We start from the raw sequence: 15,226 nt of genomic DNA on the forward strand, positions 1-15,226 counted from the left end.
ACTTCTCTTTATCTCAGCATACCGATCCCATGACCGTCGTCCGCACCCGTTTTGCCCCCAGCCCAACCGGCTACCTCCACCTTGGCGGCGCCCGCACCGCGCTCTACAGCTGGGCGTATGCCCGCCATTTCGGCGGCACCTTCGTGCTGCGCATCGAAGACACCGACGTCGAGCGTTCCACGCCGGAAGCGGTGCAGGCCATCATCGACGGCATGCAGTGGCTGGGCCTGACGCACGACGAAGGCCCGTTCTATCAGATGCAGCGCATGGACCGCTACCGCGACGTGCTGGCCCAGATGCTGGAAGCGGGCACGGCCTACCACTGCTATTGCTCCAAGGAAGAAGTGGACGCCATGCGCGAGCGCTTTACGGCCGCCGGCGAAAAGCCGCGCTATGACGGTACCTGGCGTCCGGAGCCGGGCAAGACCTTGCCTTCCGTACCCGCCGACCGCGAGCCGGTGGTGCGCTTCAAGAACCCGCTCGACGGCGACGTCAGCTGGGACGATGTGGTCAAGGGCACGATCACGATTTCCAACAAGGAACTGGACGACCTCGTCATCGCCCGTCCGGGCGGCGTGCCGACCTATAACTTCTGCGTGGCCGTCGACGACTGGGACATGCAGATCACCCACGTGCTGCGCGGCGACGACCACGTCAATAACACGCCACGCCAGATCAACATCCTGCGCGCCATCGGTGCGCCGTTGCCGAAGTATGGCCACCTGCCGATGATCCTCGACCATGAAGGCAAGAAGCTGTCCAAGCGCACTTCCGCCGTCAGCGTCATGGATTACCCGGCCAAGGGCATCTTGCCGGAAGCGATGCTGAACTACCTGGCGCGCCTGGGCTGGAGCCACGGCGATGATGAAATCTTTTCGATGGAACAGTTCTGCGAGTGGTTCAATACGGATCACCTGACCAGCTCGGCTGCCCAGTTCGACCTGGAAAAGCTGGCCTGGCTGAACAATCACTATATCAAGCAGGCCGACAACACCCGCCTGGCCGCGCTGGCGCGTCCGCTGATGGAAGCGCAGGGCGCCCAGTTCGAGGGCGCGCCCGACCTGGCCGCCGCGCTGGCGCTGATGAAGGATCGCACCAATACCATCAACGAACTGGCCGATGCGGCGATGCTGTTCTACCGCACGCCGCAGCCGGACGCGGCGCTGATGACCCAGCATCTGACCGACGCCGTCAAGCCTGTCGTAGCCCAGTTCGCCGAGCGCTGCGCCACGGTCGAGTGGACGCGCGAAGCGCTGGCCGCCATGATCAAGGAAGTGCTGGCTGCTAACAGCATCAAGATGCCGGTGCTGGCCATGCCGCTGCGCCTCTTGCTGACCGGCCAGTTGCAGACTCCGGCGATCGATGCCGTGCTGGTGCTGCTGGGCCGTGAACTGGTTCTGTCACGCCTGAAAGTCGAAGTTTAAATTGTTGGCCTCGGGGCTTTGCATATTGCAAGCCCTAGTATATAATTCTGCTTCTTCGACGGACGGGGGTATAGCTCAGCTGGGAGAGCGCTTGCATGGCATGCAAGAGGTCAGCGGTTCGATCCCGCTTACCTCCACCACTAATCGAAGCAGTTTGTTGTAGTAGATTGCAGGTAGATGCCACTACCTGATTGCAGTACCGGGTCCCCATCGTCTAGAGGCCTAGGACATCACCCTTTCACGGTGAGTACAGGGGTTCGAATCCCCTTGGGGACGCCAGGATTCGAGTAGTAAAAAGCAGTACGAAGTAGTACAATGTAGTCGCAGTTTAGTACCACTAAACGCCCTGACTAGTCAGGGTTTTTTGTTGGTGCGGTAAGTAAGGTCAGGATGTAGAATACGTCCAGGACAGATTTCTGTCCCCATCGTCTAGAGGCCTAGGACATCACCCTTTCACGGTGAGTACAGGGGTTCGAATCCCCTTGGGGACGCCAGTATTACCAGAGAGTCGATGAATCGGTTCTTTGTTATTCCAGCGCAGAGTAGTTCGCGTTACATGGGGGGTATAGCTCAGCTGGGAGAGCGCTTGCATGGCATGCAAGAGGTCAGCGGTTCGATCCCGCTTACCTCCACCAAGTTTTGATGTAGTTTGTACATTGCGGGTAGTTGCCACTACCTGACAACAGTTCAGGTCCCCATCGTCTAGAGGCCTAGGACATCACCCTTTCACGGTGAGTACAGGGGTTCGAATCCCCTTGGGGACGCCAGTTAGTGCAAAAGCCGCCTTGTGCGGCTTTTTGCATTGTGCGAGCCCACCGTCGTGCCCGCGCAGGCGGGCACCCAAGTTTGGAGCGCAGTCGACGGCTCGTCAAACTGGGGTCCCCGCCTGCGCGGGGACGACGGTTTGCAGGTTAATGGTACTTTCCGCCGAACCGAACCGAACCCAAAGGCCCTTATGTCCCTTGCTTACGATTCCGCACTTACTCTCGCCCTGTTCTGCCGGGTCGTCGACAACTACGGCGACATCGGCATCTGCTGGCGCCTCGCGCGCCAACTCCAGCGCGAACACGGCATCCTGGTCACCTTGTGGGTCGACGACCTGCCCAGTTTCCGCCGCATCTGCCCCGAGGTCGATTCGGGCGCCGCCCTGCAACAGGTCGATGGCGTGAGCGTGCGCCACTGGACCGGCCAGGATGGCGTGTTCGCACCCGCCGACATCGCCGACATCGTCATCGAATTTTTCGCCTGCGACATCCCGCCCGGCTACATTGCGGCCATGGCCCAGTGCGATCCGCGCCCGGTCTGGTTCAACCTCGAAGGCTTGAGCGCCGAAGAATGGGTCGAAGGCTGCCACACGCTGCCGTCGTCCCATCCGCGCCTGCCGCTGACCAAACACTTCTTCTTCCCCGGCTTCAGCGCCAAAACCGGCGGCCTGATGCGCGAGGCGGCCCTCGACGACGAACGCCGCCAGTTCCAGGCAGATGCGCGCAACATGGCAGCTTTTCTCGGCCAGTTCGGCGTGACGGCGCAGGAAATGGCATCGACCAAAGTCTCGCTGTTTTGCTACCCGCATGCGCCAGTGGCGGCCCTGTTCGATGCCTGGCAGGGCGGGGCGCTGGCGATGACCTGCCTGGTGCCGGAAGGCGTGGCGGCTGAAGCGGTCGCGACCTTCCTCGAGGCACCGGCCAGCAGCGGTGCGGCGCGTACCCGAGGCGCGCTGACGCTGCGCGTGCTGCCTTTCGTGCCGCAACCCGACTACGACCGCCTGCTGTGGGCCTGCGACCTCAACTTCGTGCGTGGGGAAGACTCCTTCGTGCGCGCCCAGTGGGCCGGCCGCCCGTTCATCTGGCATATTTACCCGCAAGATGAAAACCTGCACCACAAGAAGCTGCGCGCCTTCCTGCAGCGCTACGCAGCCGGGCTGGAAAGCCTGTCCGCGCTGTCGCTGTGCTGGAATGGCGCCACGCCGGCCGATCCCGATCCGGCGCCGCTGTGGTCCGCATTTGAAGCCACGCTGCCCGGATTGCATGCGCGCGCCGACGATTGGCAGCGCCAGATGTTGGCAAACGGCGATCTCACCAGTAATTTGCTGAACTTTGCCGCTTCGCTTAGGTCATCGCGGCCTGGATAAGGTACAATATTCGGTTAATTTCTAACGTATTTTTACCTCGATCAAACGTGAGCTTCCGGCGTCATGCCAGCAGGCGACAGATGATTTTTATGCAACCCTCTTTTTACGTACACTCTTTATGAAACCTGCAAAAGAAATTCGTGTTGGCAACATTATTATGGTTGACAGCAAGCCTATGATCGTGTTGCGTTCCGATGTCAACGGCTCGAGCCGCACGGGCTTCACCTACAAATGGAAGATGAAGAATCTTCTGACCAACAGCCCACTGGAAAACGTATTCCGTGGCGACGACAAGTTCGACGTCATCGTGCTGGACAAGAAGCCGGTCACCTACTCGTACTTCGCCGATCCGCTGTTCGTCTTCATGGACGCTGAGTACAACCAGTACGAAATCGAAGAAGAAAACCTGGGCGATGCTCTGCATTACCTGAAAGACGGCATGGAATGCGAAGCCGTGTTCTACGACGGCAAGGCCATCTCGGTCGAGCTGCCAACCACGATCGCACGCAAGGTTGCTTACTCCGAGCCGGCAGTCAAGGGCAACACCTCGGGCAACGTCCTGAAAGAGGCCAAGCTGGAAAACGCGATCGAAGCGCACAGCCACTCGGTTCAGGTGCCACTGTTCGTCAGCACCGACGACGTCATCGAAATCGACACCCGCACCAACGAATACAAGCGCGTCGTTCGTAACTGATCACGTTGCCGTTCAAAAAAAACGCTGCCTCATGGGCAGCGTTTTTTTTCGTCCGTACGGCGCGGTTACTTCGATTTTTTGGCCTTGGCGAACACCGGACCCCACAGCGGGTGGCCGCTTTCGCCGGGCGCGAGCGCGAATGCCGGATCGAGCTTGAAGGCTTTTTCGAAATGCTGGCGGCACGGGGCCGGCCGCGAGGTCACGCAGTAGCTGAAGGCCATGTACTTGTGCGCGCTGACCTGGGTGGCCCTGGAGCCGCCAGTAACGTCGGCCGCGCCGAGGCGCTTGATGGCCTCGTTGTACGAGCCCTGGTTATACAGTTCGATGCCTTCGTTGAGCGCCACCTGGTCGGCGCTGACGGTCGGCGTGGACGGCACGACCGGCGGCGGTGGACGCGGGGTGGGCGGACGCGGCGCCGTCGGGCGGGGAGTCGCGCTCGTCTTGGGCGGCGTTTCAGTAGTGGCGCAGCCGGACAGCGCGAGGCCAGCGGCCACGACGGCGAAGATCAGGAAATGTTGGGATCGGTTCATGCCTCGATCTTAATGCGTTTATTTGGGCTGCGCTGTGAAATCATGTTCAATCGTGCGTGACTTGTTTTTGCTGGTGTCTAGACTCAGCTGGAAATCCTGGAAGCCGGGATTGGCGATCCGGATCTTGTGTTTGCCGGCCGGCAGCGTCAGCTTTTTCAGGGGCGGCGTGACGCCAGCCTCCTTGCCGTCGACATAGATCGTGCCCCATGGCTTGATCGACAATTTATAGTTGAATGTTTCTGGCGCCGCATCGCGCGCCGCATCGGTGACCGGATCGGCCAGCACATCGGCGGCAGCGACGGCCTCGCCCGGAACGGCAGGGGTGGCAACGACGGTCTCGCCTGGCACGGGTGTCTCGGCCGGGGTGGCGGCCACGGGCACGGGTGCCGGTGGGGGTGGCGGCAGGGCGGAAGCGTCGGCGATCGCCGGCTGGGCCGGCGCTACCATGATCGTGTCGGACGGCTTGGACAGCAGCGAATACAGGCCGACCGCGATTGCGGCCACCATCACCACGCCGGAGGCGGCAATGCCGGTCCACGGCGGCAAGCCCTTGCCGGCCGGCTTGGCCGATTTGGCAGGTTTCTCGGCCGTTTCCGGTTTCGGACGGCGCGAGGACCTTGCCTGCGCGTCTTGGCGCGACGAGCCGCTGGCGGACTTGGACAGGTTCGGCTTGGCCGGATCGGTCGCCGGCGCTTTCGCGGCAGAAGCGGCGGCGGCACCAGCCGGCGCGGCAGCGGCGGCATCCGGCAGGCGGTCGACCGTGGCAAAGCGCTGGGCCGGGCCGGTAGGGCGGGCGCGCGGCGCTTCGCCGCTGGTTTCGATGCCGAGCAGGACGCGGAAGGCGTCGATGGTCTGCGGGCGGTCCTGGGCCAGCACGGCCAGGCCTTTGTCGATGGCGGCCAGAAATTCCACGCTGTAGCCCGGCAGGCCGCGTTCGGCCAGCGGCTTGACCGGATCGCGCACCATGCGCGCGATCGAGGTCGCGGGCGGTTCCTTGATGATGGCAAAAAACATCACCGCGGCCAGCGCGTAGATGTCGGTGTACGGGCCCTGGTCGAGCGAGGCGTCGCCGGCGTACTGTTCCACCGGCGCGTAGCCCGGTTTCAGGATCACGGTCAGGCCGCGCGTGCGGTCGCCAATGATCTGGCGCGCCGAGCCGAAGTCGAGCAGCACGGCGTCGCCGCTTTCCTGCACGATGATGTTGTCCGGAGACACGTCGCGGTGCAGGATTTTCATGGTGTACAGCATCTCGAGGGCGTCGAGAATCTGCTTCATCACCTTCTTGCACCACACTTCCGTGACCAGTTCCGGACTCTGGGTGACGATATCCTTGATGGTGCGGCCATCGTAATACTGCATGGCCGTATAGGCGGTGCGGTTCTGTTCCCAGAAACGGTGCACCTTGACCAGCGACGGGTGGTCGAACTGGGCCAGGAAGCGCGCTTCGTTGATGAAGCTTTTCAGCCCCACGTTGAAGGTTTCCTGGTGCCGTTCGGCGCGCACCAGGATGCTGTTGTCGCTGGCGCGCGTGGCCAGCACGCCCGGCATGTATTCTTTCAGGGCCACGCTGCGCTGCAGCGAATGGTCGAACGCCATGTAGACGATGCCGAAGCCGCCTTCACCGAGCACGCCGGTGATTTCGAAGTCGGCCAGCCTGGTGCCGATCGGCAGGCAGTTCTCGGAGCCGGGGGCGAGGGCGTTCATACGATCTCTCTCTCGACGCGGATGGCGTACGCGGAGAAATTGTCGCGTACCTTGTCGCTGCCTTCCAGGGCCGCCTCGGCCAGCGCGCACATGGCGGTCAGCCATTGCTCGCTGTTGCCCGATTCGGCCAGGGTGCGTTCCATGTCGTCTTCGTGCACCCATTCCCACAAGCCATCGCTGCACACCAGCAAGGCGTCGCCGTCGAGCAGCTGGACCGGGCCGTCGCCGAGCGCGACCGGGGTTTCGCCTTCGGCGCCAACGGCGGCGAACAGGATGTTGCGCTGGGGATGGCTGCGCAGCTGGTCGGCGCGCGCATAGCCGGCGTCGATCAGTTGCTGGGTCAGGCTGTGGTCGCGCGTGGCGCTGACCAGCTTGGCGTCGCGGAACAGGTAGATGCGCGTATCGCCCAGATGCGCCCATAAAGCATGGGCATTGGCCTGGTCCACCAGCAAGGCGGCCACGGTGGCGCTCATGTCATGGTTTTGCGGTTGAATCTGTTTGTTTTTCGCAACACTTGCGATGGCGTGAGCAGTGTACGACAGCAAAGCGTGGGCGCCGAAGGCCGGCACGCTGGCAAATTTCTCCAGCATCGACTCGACCACGATGTTCGCGGCGACCTCGCCGCCCTCGTGTCCGCCGGCGCCATCGGCAATGATGAAGCAGGAAATATCGCCGTGCTGGGCCTCGCCGACGGCGTCCTGGTTGCTGGCCCGCATGCCGATTTCGCTGATGCGGGTCCAGGCCAGGCGGATCGGATTGCGCTCAACCATTGCTGGTGCCGGCGGCATTCGAACGCTCGACTTCCTTCTCGTATGCGGCCAGGAAAGCGGGGCCGAAGATGGTCTTGAACTGGTCTTTCGCTTCCGCTTCGGCCGTGTGATAAGCCTGCTTGTAAGTCTTCCAGATCTCGGCCTGGCGGCGCGAGGGAATCAGGGTCCCCATCATGCCGCCGCCCGACACTTCCGCCTCGAACAGCTCGGGCTTCAGGCGCGCCATCATGGCGCCCATGCTGGCGCGGGTGCCGGCCACCATGCCTTTCTGGTGGCTGCGCAGGTCGTTATAGGCATCGTCGATCGATTCGAGCGGCTCCATGAAGCCGGGCATTTTCTTGCGCAGCATCTGGGTCAGCACGGTCTGGCTGTCCGCGAAAAACTTGAGCGGATTATTGTTGCGCATCACAACCATCGTGACATCGGCCTTGACCTCCTGTTTGACCAGCGAGCGCAGGGCCAGCAAGTCGATGGTGCCTTGCAGCGAGCTGGCCATCAGCTTGCCCATCAGTTCCATCAACTCCGGCGTCAGGCCGGAACCGAGCGCATCGGCGGGTATGCCGGCGCCACGCAGGAAGGCCTGCTTCAGTGTTTCAATGTCATCAAGCACGACGTTAGTATTCATGAGTGCGGGGCCGCGGGGAGCGTCGATGTTTATCTCAAGCAATCATGCCAGATTTAACGATTAAGCGCATCAATCGGATGAACCTAATTTACGCATTTTGCCTCAGGACAACGCAATTTGCCGTATCTTCCGGCATGAACACCGTTCTGGGTGGTCATGCGACGGCCCTGCTGCTCATTTGCTGGGCAGCAGGGCACGTGACACGTTTAGTGTAGCTGCATAAGTGCCCCGCCGCAAAGCCCAGCTCATCGGTTGCGCAACAGGATGCCGTGCGGCATCGCTTCGGCCTGGCTGCCTCAAGCGTCGATAAAGCGCATCTTGAAGCTGCGGCCCTTGATATTGCCGAAGTCGCGCCCGAGCTTGTTGCCGGCGTTGAGCCGCTGGAACGCGTGCTCGGCCACGTGGCGGTCGAGCGCGACATAGGTCATGAACTCGAACACATTGATCTTGCCGACCTGTTCCTTGGTCAGTCCGGCGTCGCCGGTCAGCGCGCCCAGCAGGTCGCCCGGGCGCAGCTTGTCTTTCTTGCCGCCCATGATGACCAGGGTGACCATCGGCGCCGGCGCGGCCGCTTCGCCATCGTCGGCCAGTTCCGACAGCGCATGCCAGCTGACCGGTGCGTGCTGATATTCCTCGATCAGCTTGACCCATTTCTTTTCGTTCGGTGCGCACAGGGTCAGCGCCAGGCCCGATTCGCCGGCGCGGCCGGTACGGCCGACGCGGTGGATGTGCACCTCGGTGTCTTTTGACACGTCGGCATTGATCACCGCGCCCAGGTTGGCGATGTCGAGGCCGCGCGCGGCCACGTCGGTTGCCACCAGCACCGAGCAGCTGCGGTTGGAAAACAACACCAGGATCTCGTCGCGCTCGCGCTGTTCCAGTTCGCCGTACAGCGCCAGCGCCGAAAAGCCCTGCGCGCGCAGTTCGTCGGCCAGTTCGCGGCAATGGACCTTGGTGTTGCAAAAGGCCAGGGCCGAGACCGGCTTGAAATGCTTGAGCAGGCGCCCGACCGCGTGATCGCGGTTGTCGAAGCCGACTTCATAGAAACGCTGCTCGATCTGGTCGCCGCTGTGCTGGGCTTCGACCACCACTTCCACCGGGTTCCTCAGGAACGATTCGGTGGCGCGGCGGATATCGTCCGGATAGGTGGCCGAAAACAGCAGGGTCTGGCGGCGCGACGGGCAGGCGCTGACAATGCCGGCGATTTCGTCGTAGAAACCCATGTCGGTCATGCGGTCCGCTTCGTCCAGTACCAGGGTCTGCACCTTGGACAGGTCGATGCTGCCGCGGCCGAGGTGGTCGCGGATGCGGCCCGGCGTGCCGACCACGATGTGGGCGCCGTGTTCGAGCGAGGCGATCTGCGGACGCATGGGCGCGCCGCCGGTGAGGGTGAGTACCTTGATATTGCCTTCGCCGCGCGCCAGGCGGCGCAGTTCGTTGGCCACCTGGTCGGCCAGTTCGCGCGTGGGGCACAGCACCAGGCCCTGCACCGCGAACCAGGCGGGGTTGAGCTTGTGCAGGATGCCGATGCCGAAGGCGGCGGTCTTGCCGCTGCCGGTCTTGGCCTGGGCGATCAGGTCGCGCCCGTCGAGCACGTGCGGCAGGCTCTTGGTCTGGATGTCGGTCATCTCGCGATAGCCGAGCGAGTCCAGGTTGGCCAGGAAGGTGGCGGTGAGCGGCAGGGTGGCGAAGGCGTTTGGATTCATGGTGGTGCTCGGGCAAAAGGGGAGGGCCTCAGTCTAACAGGCGACCGGAGATGGATGTACTGCGATGGCGCGGCACGGCTGCCGCGCCGGGGATGTTACGCGGCAGCCCAGTTGGGCAGGCCGGTCAGGTCGGTATTGTCGTCGCGCCGCCACACCGGCAGGCCGCTGGCATCGGTTTCGTCGAGCAGTTCGAGCTGTTGCTGGCGGATGGTGGCTTTGCGCTGGCGCGGCACCGTGGTGCGGCGCGCTTCGGCAGGGGGGTGAACGAGCGGCGCAGCCGCGCCGAACCCCGGCAGATCGAAGGTCGCGTTATCTTTTTTGTCTCTCATGGGAAGCGCGGTGGACTGGCTTGAAGGCAGCTAGTCCCTTTCTAAAAACAAAAGCCCGGCTGTGTGAAGAGTCGGGCTCAGTTCAAAATGTGTTTGGTTGCGGGGACAGGATTTGAACCTGTGACCTTCGGGTTATGAGCCCGACGAGCTGCCAGACTGCTCCACCCCGCGTCTGAGCGGCGAATTGTACAGGGGTTCTCGGACAAGTGCAATGGCCGGAAATAACCTTGGCATCCTGGCTCGCCGTTGCGAGCTGTGTTGACGGCCATGCTACAGTTTGCGGCCATCGATGAATTGCACCCATTTGCCCATGCATATCCCAACACTGCACACCGAACGACTTGCCCTGCTGCCGCTGTCGGCTGCGTGCGAGGATTTGTACGCATCCTTTTATACCGATGCCGATGCGTCCGGCCCTTACGGCGGTCCGCTCACCAGTGCCGCCGCCTGGTCCCGGCTCGCTGCCGACTTGGGAGCCTGGCATCTGCAGGGTTTCGGCGTGTGGGCTATCCAGCAGCGGGACAGCGGCAACCTGCTTGGCGTATGCGGTTTCTGGCAGGGCAAAGGTTGGCCGCGCGAGCTGACCTGGTGGCTGCTGCCGAAGGCACGCGGCGCCGGTATCGCCCGGGAAGCGTCGCGCGCCGTGATCGAGCATGCGTTTCAAGTGTTTCGGTGGGAGTCGGTCGACACGTACATGAATGACGATAACCACGCGGCGCGCGCGCTGGTGCTGCGCCTTGGCGCAACGTTGACAGGGCGTTCGCGCTTTCCGGATGGTCTGGAGCGTGACGTTTTTCGTCTTCCCCGGTCGAACCCGATGGCCACTTCCGAAGAATAAGGGCAGGCCATGTTGGCGGGCGGCCGACGCGACACTCAGCGCAAGCCGTAACGCTCGCGCAGCGCTTGGAGGGTGCCGTTCTTTTCCAGCCGCGCGATGGCGGCGTTCACGCGCGCCAGGTCGTCCGGCGTGGTGCTGGCCCGGCTGAGCATCAGGTGCACCGGCGCCTGCTGCACCACAAAAGGCAGCTGGCGCAGCACCAGCTTCTGGCGCTGCGCTTCATACAGCACGGCGGCGCGGTCGCCCATGATCAGCGGCGCGCGTCCGGCGCCGAGCATGCGCATGCCCTGGTCGAACGAGCCGAAATCGAACAGGCGTCCGCCGGCGCGCAGCGTCGGCGCGGCCTGCGCGAATTCCGATCCGTACCAGCCGATGCGCGGCGCCAGCAGGGCGCTCTGTCCGCGCGCCAGCGCCGGCATGCTATTGATGCCCGCGTAGCGCGCATAGTCGCGCGCCAGTGTGAACAGCGCCACCGTCTCGTGGCGGTAGGGGTTGGAAAAGCGCGCGAAACGGCGCCGTTCGGGCGTGTCGGTGGCGGCCAGCATCAGGTCGAATTCGCCGCGCTCGAACAGCAGCATGCGCCGCACCGTCGGCATCGGCGGCGCCGTCACCAGGGTGCAGCCGGCTTCCTTGAAGATGGCCTTGGCCATGTCCATATCGAGCCCGGTCTGGACGTTTTCCTCATTGGTGAAGGAGTAGGGCGGCCACTCCTCGCTGACCATGTTCAGCGGCCGGCTGCAGGCGAGCGCCTGCCCGCTCGCCAGAAAGGCGGCGGCCAGCAGCGCCGTTACAGTGCGCGCAGACGCCATAGCGATGTCAGTTCGGCGGCGCGTGCGGCATGCAGCGGGTCGGTGGGGTCGGCCGCGCGCGGGTGGGTGGGGCGCACGTCGTGGCGCTCGATCACCTGCAGACCGCCGGCCGCGATCAGCGCCAGCAACTGCTCGCGCGGACGCAGGCCGAGGTGCTCGGCCAGGTCGGACAGGATCAGCCAGCCCTCGCCGCCGGGCGCCAGATGGGCCGCCAGGCCTTTCAAAAAGCCCTTGAGCATGCGGCTGTCCGGATCGTACACCGCGTATTCGATCGAGGAACTCGGGCGCCCCGGCAGCCAGGGAGGATTGCACACCACCAGGTTGGCGCGGCCCTCGGGGAACAGGTCGGCCTGGATCACGTCGACCATGCCCGACACGCCCAGGCGCTGCAGGTTTTCGCGCGCGCAGGAGAGGGCGCGCGCATCCATGTCGGTAGCGACCACGCGCTCGACGCCGCGCTGCGCCAGCAGGGCCGCCAGCACACCGGTGCCGGTGCCGATATCGAAGGCCAGCGCGCACGCCGGCGGCAGCGGCGCGTCGGCCACCAGCGCCACGTACTCGCCGCGGATGGGCGAAAACACGCCGTAGTGGGGGTGGATGCGCGCTTCCAGCGCCGGGATCTCGACGCCGTTCTTGCGCCATTCGTGGGCGCCGATCAGGCCAAGCAGTTCGCGCATCGATGCCACGAACGGTTCGTCGCCGCGTCCGTAGGCTTCGTTGCAGGCTTGCTTGACGTCCGGCGCGCGGCGCAGCGGCACGCTGTAGTCGGCCTCGAACGGCAGCAGCAGCATGGCCAGCGTGCGTGCGCGCTGCGACTGGGCCTGGCGGTGCAGGTGGAACGCTTCGGCCGGCGAGGCGGGCACCTTGGCTGGCTTGGCGCGTCCGCCTTTATGGTCGGCGCGCCGCGCCAGCGCCTGCAGCAGCTGGCGCGCGTTGTGAAAGTCGCCGCGCCAGAGCAGGGCGGTGCCTTCGCAGGCCAGGCGATAGGCCACATCGGCCGGGGTTTTGTCATCGGCGATGACCACCTTTTTGGGAGGCGGCATGCCGCTCTCGGAGCGCCAGCGCGCACTGCGCGGCTGGCCCTCTTCGGTCCAGTGGATGCGCGCCGGGGCGTCGGCAGTGTGTTCAGGTTGCATGGGGGCGATCGGTCAGTGGTGCAAAAACGGAAAACGGCAAGCGCCCCGTGCGGGCGCGGGGCGTCAATATGACTATTATACGTGGGCCGGGCGCGCCCTCAGGCGCTGGCGAAGATGCTGGCGGCGGGGGCGCCGCCGTAAGAGTTGGCCAGCGCCTTGCTGCGGTCCAGTGGGGCCGCGGCCGGTTCTTCCGCGCGCGGACGGGGCGCGAGCAGGGCGGCGCGGTCGACCAGGCGCAGCAGCCGCAGGCTCAGATTGCCGCCCAGGCTGTCGCCATTCTCGCCCGACGATCCCTTGACGGGTGCCTGCAGCTCGCGTCCGAGCAGTTTGAACAGTTCGTTCAGGCTGCCGGGGAACTTTACAGGCGGCAGCGGTTTGCCGGTCAGCACCAATACATCGGGCGCATCGAGCTGGGCCGGGCGGCTGGCGGGCTCCGCCGCTTCGGTGGCGGCGCTGGCGCTGGCCTCGTAATTGACCTCCAGCTCGAAATCGAAAGTCTGGCCGTCGGCCGTGACCAGCTGGCCTGTGCCGATGAAGCTGGCGCTCTCGTTGAGGGAAAAGGCGCTGCTGCGCACGCTGCCGCTCTGGCTGGCCGAGGCTGAAAACGCCGACTGGGCCTGCACCGATACCGCATCGAACTTGACGCTGGCGCCCTTGGCGGCGTCGCCGAACAGTTTGCCGACGAAAGTATCGAGAAATTTCTGGGCTACATCGACGGTCGACGTGGCCAGCTCGGTCACGCGATTCGTCAGGCTCTGCGAGGACAGGCTGACATTATCGTTGTACAGGGAGACCGGATCGACCACCGGCAGGCGCGCGGCGACATTGCCGCTGGCCGGCGCCAGCTGCGCGCCGACACCCCTGCCGCCAGCCTGCGCGGGGGCAGGAAGAATGGTGGAGGCGGGCGGGCGGGCGCTCAGGGCGGACAAGAAAGACATGGCGGTCGGACAATAAAAAAGTTGCGTTACTGACCATAACGGCAGCCATGCCGATTACTTTAGTTATTTTTCTATTATTTTTTTATTGCCTTGAGGAATCTCAATCAATGGTGATGGGACCATTGCCCTTCTGGCGATGCGAGATAGGATTCAACAGCGTCCTTGTTTCCGGTGGCATGGCGTTTCAGGACCCCGCACCCGCACACGCCCTGGTAGGGCTGGATGTGGGAACAGGCGGAGACTTTCTGCAGGAATACTTTGACAGGTTTCTCGCAGTTGGCGCATTTGAAAGTGAGCACGCGGGCGGGTTTTGACATAGGGAAGATCCGGACGTAAAAAACGCGCATTTTATCACCGGGGTGCGCGTACGCAGTCAACTGCTGGCCTGGCACAGCGTTAACGGAGCAGGCCCCCGGGCGAAGTGATCGAGACAGGATGCATGATGAACACCGACAAGCAACCAAGCAAGGAAAGCGTGCGCCAGTGGCTGCGCGCGCAAATCGCCCAGCGCCGCCCGCCGCCCGACCCGCAGGAAATCCGGCGCGAGCTGGGATGGGAGCTGGCGAAGGTGCGTCCGGCCAAGCCGAAACGCTAGGATTTACACTTGCCGCAATTGGACGGTCCCGGTACTGCCGCCGCCGCCGTTCGGTTGCAGCAGGATGCGCGTTGCAATGCGCTCCGTCATCTCCCGCACCTGCGAGATCACGCCGGCCTTGCGGCCCATCGCCCGCGGCCCGTCCGGCGCATCCATGGCCCCTGAGGGTGTCGCTATCGAGGCTGCCGAAGCCTTCGTCGATGAACAGCGATGCCACCTTCACCCGGTTCGATGACAGCGACGCCAGTCCCGGCGCCAGCGCCCCGGTGACGGACGAGCCACTGCGCAGGCGGCGGCATCACATTGATGATTTGTACGATGGTTTGCGTTTCCAGTTCATATGGAATCCGGATATTGGCGCCAACAAAATCTTTCTTGTTGCGGGTGATGATCAGTCGTTGCGTTACATTTCCGGTGGCTTTGATAATGGCGTCGGGTAACGCGATCTTCGGCGGTCTGCGGCTACTTGCGCCGCGAACCGACGCGGCTTCATGCATGATCGCGTCGTTCGTGTGAATGACTTCAAATCGCAAACTGACTAAAAACGCACGGGCGCGTGGCTGCTCCGATAGCGGAGCACCCGCGATAAGCTCCATCCATGTAACTGCGCTGATGGCAGGATCGGCAAAATAGTCCAGTTCCCGGAAGGCTTCCGGAATACCTTTCAGAGCGTCGACAAGTATATTGGTATCGAATAGGACTAGCGCCATTCCTCCCTCATTTCTTTTTGAAATTGAAGGCTATCGGGTATGTCGTCGCGATCTTTCCACATGCCGAACATCGAATTGAGTGCCGCAGTGCGCCTGGCACGGGCGCCCTTCAATGCCTCCGCGCCTGACTCCTGCTCGGTCGGCGGATGATTGACCGAAGGCGGCGAAGCAAGCCTGGCTTCCGACGCGCTTGTGTCTACGTCCGGCGCAATTGCTCGCTTTCACCTTTGATGTCGATATTGCAGCTCCCTGAGGTGTGCGCCAGCGGGACGCACAGGTTCACCCCC

At 63.5% G+C, this 15,226-nt stretch carries 16 protein-coding genes, 6 tRNA genes and 1 pseudogene; 10 read left to right on the forward strand and 13 right to left on the reverse strand.

Annotated elements, in window-relative coordinates; genetic code table 11:
* Window positions 1–29 precede the first annotated feature (29 nt).
* The 8 genes from gltX (at window position 30) to RBA40_RS01855 (ending at window position 4,249) form a co-directional block, all read left to right on the forward strand.
* Window positions 30–1,424: a glutamate--tRNA ligase gene (gene gltX / locus RBA40_RS01820; RefSeq protein WP_306645429.1), complete on the forward strand. Its 1,395-nt coding sequence runs from the start codon at window positions 30–32 to the stop codon at window positions 1,422–1,424.
* A gap of 64 nt (window positions 1,425–1,488) precedes the next feature.
* A tRNA-Ala gene (locus RBA40_RS01825) sits at window positions 1,489–1,564 on the forward strand.
* Between the two features lie 63 nt (window positions 1,565–1,627).
* Window positions 1,628–1,703, forward strand: a tRNA-Glu gene (locus tag RBA40_RS01830).
* Window positions 1,704–1,842: 139 nt separating this feature from the next.
* A tRNA-Glu gene (locus RBA40_RS01835) sits at window positions 1,843–1,918 on the forward strand.
* Between the two features lie 65 nt (window positions 1,919–1,983).
* Window positions 1,984–2,059, forward strand: a tRNA-Ala gene (locus tag RBA40_RS01840).
* Window positions 2,060–2,115: 56 nt separating this feature from the next.
* Window positions 2,116–2,191 (forward strand) — tRNA-Glu (locus RBA40_RS01845).
* 188 nt (window positions 2,192–2,379) lie between these two features.
* Window positions 2,380–3,555 carry an elongation factor P maturation arginine rhamnosyltransferase EarP gene (gene earP, locus RBA40_RS01850; RefSeq protein ID WP_306645431.1) on the forward strand — a complete coding sequence of 392 codons (1,176 nt, stop codon included), beginning with the start codon at window positions 2,380–2,382 and terminating at the stop codon, window positions 3,553–3,555.
* A 118-nt stretch (window positions 3,556–3,673) separates the two neighbouring features.
* Entirely contained in the window at window positions 3,674–4,249 is a 576-nt protein-coding gene (locus RBA40_RS01855) for an elongation factor P (RefSeq protein ID WP_306645433.1), read from the forward strand.
* A gap of 65 nt (window positions 4,250–4,314) precedes the next feature.
* On the opposite strand, the gene RBA40_RS01860 is transcribed toward RBA40_RS01855, so the two are convergent.
* The 7 genes from RBA40_RS01860 to RBA40_RS01890 form a co-directional block, all read right to left on the reverse strand.
* Window positions 4,315–4,779, reverse strand: a complete 465-nt coding sequence (locus tag RBA40_RS01860; RefSeq protein WP_306645435.1) for a TssQ family T6SS-associated lipoprotein — start codon at window positions 4,777–4,779, stop codon at window positions 4,315–4,317.
* A gap of 18 nt (window positions 4,780–4,797) precedes the next feature.
* Window positions 4,798–6,483 carry a serine/threonine-protein kinase gene (locus tag RBA40_RS01865; RefSeq protein WP_306645437.1) on the reverse strand — a complete coding sequence of 562 codons (1,686 nt, stop codon included), beginning with the start codon at window positions 6,481–6,483 and terminating at the stop codon, window positions 4,798–4,800.
* Entirely contained in the window at window positions 6,480–7,253 is a 774-nt protein-coding gene (locus tag RBA40_RS01870) for a PP2C family protein-serine/threonine phosphatase (RefSeq protein WP_306645439.1), read from the reverse strand. Before RBA40_RS01870 ends, RBA40_RS01865 begins: the two co-directional genes overlap by 4 nt.
* Window positions 7,246–7,878, reverse strand: coding sequence for a type VI secretion system-associated FHA domain protein TagH (tagH, locus tag RBA40_RS01875; protein ID WP_306645441.1), 633 nt, complete (start codon window positions 7,876–7,878; stop codon window positions 7,246–7,248). The genes RBA40_RS01870 and tagH overlap by 8 nt, the downstream gene beginning before the upstream one ends.
* Before the next feature lie 296 nt (window positions 7,879–8,174).
* Window positions 8,175–9,584: an ATP-dependent RNA helicase DbpA gene (dbpA, locus tag RBA40_RS01880; RefSeq protein ID WP_306645443.1), complete on the reverse strand. Its 1,410-nt coding sequence runs from the start codon at window positions 9,582–9,584 to the stop codon at window positions 8,175–8,177.
* Between the two features lie 95 nt (window positions 9,585–9,679).
* Complete coding sequence (locus tag RBA40_RS01885) at window positions 9,680–9,913, reverse strand: hypothetical protein (protein ID WP_099876952.1); 234 nt, start codon at window positions 9,911–9,913, stop codon at window positions 9,680–9,682.
* A 94-nt stretch (window positions 9,914–10,007) separates the two neighbouring features.
* A tRNA-Met gene (locus RBA40_RS01890) sits at window positions 10,008–10,084 on the reverse strand.
* A 139-nt stretch (window positions 10,085–10,223) separates the two neighbouring features.
* Between RBA40_RS01890 and RBA40_RS01895 the strand changes: the two genes are divergently transcribed.
* On the forward strand, window positions 10,224–10,751 hold the full coding sequence (locus RBA40_RS01895) for a GNAT family N-acetyltransferase (protein WP_306645445.1): 528 nt from the start codon (window positions 10,224–10,226) through the stop codon (window positions 10,749–10,751).
* A gap of 35 nt (window positions 10,752–10,786) precedes the next feature.
* On the opposite strand, the gene RBA40_RS01900 is transcribed toward RBA40_RS01895, so the two are convergent.
* From RBA40_RS01900 to RBA40_RS01915, 4 genes are all read right to left on the reverse strand, one after another.
* Entirely contained in the window at window positions 10,787–11,560 is a 774-nt protein-coding gene (locus tag RBA40_RS01900; RefSeq protein WP_306645447.1) for a substrate-binding periplasmic protein, read from the reverse strand.
* Complete coding sequence (locus RBA40_RS01905) at window positions 11,539–12,696, reverse strand: methyltransferase (RefSeq protein ID WP_306645449.1); 1,158 nt, start codon at window positions 12,694–12,696, stop codon at window positions 11,539–11,541. The genes RBA40_RS01900 and RBA40_RS01905 overlap by 22 nt, the downstream gene beginning before the upstream one ends.
* A gap of 98 nt (window positions 12,697–12,794) precedes the next feature.
* On the reverse strand, window positions 12,795–13,634 hold the full coding sequence (locus tag RBA40_RS01910) for a hypothetical protein (protein WP_306645450.1): 840 nt from the start codon (window positions 13,632–13,634) through the stop codon (window positions 12,795–12,797).
* Between the two features lie 104 nt (window positions 13,635–13,738).
* Entirely contained in the window at window positions 13,739–13,951 is a 213-nt protein-coding gene (locus tag RBA40_RS01915; RefSeq protein WP_099882488.1) for a hypothetical protein, read from the reverse strand.
* A gap of 122 nt (window positions 13,952–14,073) precedes the next feature.
* On the opposite strand from RBA40_RS01915, the gene RBA40_RS01920 reads away from it, so the two are divergent.
* Window positions 14,074–14,229, forward strand: a complete 156-nt coding sequence (locus RBA40_RS01920) for a hypothetical protein (RefSeq protein WP_306645451.1) — start codon at window positions 14,074–14,076, stop codon at window positions 14,227–14,229.
* A gap of 3 nt (window positions 14,230–14,232) precedes the next feature.
* On the opposite strand, the pseudogene RBA40_RS01925 reads toward RBA40_RS01920, so the two are convergent.
* Window positions 14,233–14,500, reverse strand: a pseudogene (locus RBA40_RS01925) (P-loop NTPase family protein); the annotation flags it as partial.
* Window positions 14,403–14,939, reverse strand: a complete 537-nt coding sequence (locus RBA40_RS01930; RefSeq protein WP_306645453.1) for a PIN domain-containing protein — start codon at window positions 14,937–14,939, stop codon at window positions 14,403–14,405. The pseudogene RBA40_RS01925 and the gene RBA40_RS01930, both read right to left, overlap by 98 nt.
* Window positions 14,940–15,226: the final 287 nt, after the last annotated feature.

It is taken from the genome of Massilia pseudoviolaceinigra (assembly GCF_030846505.1).
Lineage (GTDB): Bacteria > Pseudomonadota > Gammaproteobacteria > Burkholderiales > Burkholderiaceae_D > Telluria_A > Telluria_A violaceinigra.

Excerpts from the sequence above, each read along its gene's own strand:
- gltX (WP_306645429.1), top strand. The coding sequence starts at position 30 with ATGACCGTCGTCCGCACCCGTTTTGCCCCCAGCCCAACCGGCTACCTC.
- earP (WP_306645431.1), top strand. The coding sequence starts at position 2,380 with ATGTCCCTTGCTTACGATTCCGCACTTACTCTCGCCCTGTTCTGCCGG.
- RBA40_RS01855 (WP_306645433.1), top strand. The coding sequence starts at position 3,674 with ATGAAACCTGCAAAAGAAATTCGTGTTGGCAACATTATTATGGTTGAC.
- RBA40_RS01860 (WP_306645435.1), bottom strand. The coding sequence starts at position 4,779 with ATGAACCGATCCCAACATTTCCTGATCTTCGCCGTCGTGGCCGCTGGC.
- RBA40_RS01865 (WP_306645437.1), bottom strand. The coding sequence starts at position 6,483 with ATGAACGCCCTCGCCCCCGGCTCCGAGAACTGCCTGCCGATCGGCACC.
- RBA40_RS01870 (WP_306645439.1), bottom strand. The coding sequence starts at position 7,253 with ATGGTTGAGCGCAATCCGATCCGCCTGGCCTGGACCCGCATCAGCGAA.
- tagH (WP_306645441.1), bottom strand. The coding sequence starts at position 7,878 with ATGAATACTAACGTCGTGCTTGATGACATTGAAACACTGAAGCAGGCC.
- dbpA (WP_306645443.1), bottom strand. The coding sequence starts at position 9,584 with ATGAATCCAAACGCCTTCGCCACCCTGCCGCTCACCGCCACCTTCCTG.
- RBA40_RS01885 (WP_099876952.1), bottom strand. The coding sequence starts at position 9,913 with ATGAGAGACAAAAAAGATAACGCGACCTTCGATCTGCCGGGGTTCGGC.
- RBA40_RS01895 (WP_306645445.1), top strand. The coding sequence starts at position 10,224 with ATGCATATCCCAACACTGCACACCGAACGACTTGCCCTGCTGCCGCTG.
- RBA40_RS01900 (WP_306645447.1), bottom strand. The coding sequence starts at position 11,560 with ATGGCGTCTGCGCGCACTGTAACGGCGCTGCTGGCCGCCGCCTTTCTG.
- RBA40_RS01905 (WP_306645449.1), bottom strand. The coding sequence starts at position 12,696 with ATGCAACCTGAACACACTGCCGACGCCCCGGCGCGCATCCACTGGACC.
- RBA40_RS01910 (WP_306645450.1), bottom strand. The coding sequence starts at position 13,634 with ATGTCTTTCTTGTCCGCCCTGAGCGCCCGCCCGCCCGCCTCCACCATT.
- RBA40_RS01915 (WP_099882488.1), bottom strand. The coding sequence starts at position 13,951 with ATGTCAAAACCCGCCCGCGTGCTCACTTTCAAATGCGCCAACTGCGAG.
- RBA40_RS01920 (WP_306645451.1), top strand. The coding sequence starts at position 14,074 with ATGATGAACACCGACAAGCAACCAAGCAAGGAAAGCGTGCGCCAGTGG.
- RBA40_RS01930 (WP_306645453.1), bottom strand. The coding sequence starts at position 14,939 with ATGGCGCTAGTCCTATTCGATACCAATATACTTGTCGACGCTCTGAAA.